The organism is Streptomyces sp. SID13031 (genome assembly GCF_010548305.1).
GTDB lineage: Bacteria > Actinomycetota > Actinomycetes > Propionibacteriales > Kribbellaceae > Kribbella.
This window is the reverse complement of sequence record NZ_JAAGLV010000127.1, coordinates 1-383: the sequence shown is the minus strand read 5'-3', so window position 1 is coordinate 383 and position 383 is coordinate 1. Positions and strand designations below refer to the sequence as shown.

1 pseudogene is annotated in these 383 nt (G+C 72.1%); it reads left to right on the top strand.

The window, feature by feature from the left end:
* Positions 1–383, top strand: a pseudogene (locus G3I17_RS39550) (NADH:flavin oxidoreductase/NADH oxidase); the annotation flags it as partial.

Sequence of the window (383 nt, the reverse complement as noted above, 5' to 3'; positions counted from 1 at the left end):
CGAGGCCACCGCCGTACGCCCCGACGGACGCATCACCCCCTGGGACCTGGGTCTGTGGAACGACCGCCAGCAGGAGGCGTTCACCCGCATCGTCGAGGCCATCAAGGCGCACGGCGCCGTCCCGGCCATCCAGCTCGCCCACGCCGGCCGCAAGACGTCGATGGACAAGCCCTGGCTCTCCGACCGGTACGTGCCCGAGGCCGAGGGCGGCTGGCAGCCCGTCGCCCCCAGCGCCATCGCGTTCGGCGGACTGGCCGTTCCTCATGAACTGACCCTGGAGGAGATCCAGCAGCTCGTCCGGGACTTCGCGGACTCCGCGCGGCGCGCGCTGGCCGCCGGTTTCCAGGTCGTCGAGGTGCACGGCGCCCACGGCTTCCTGATCA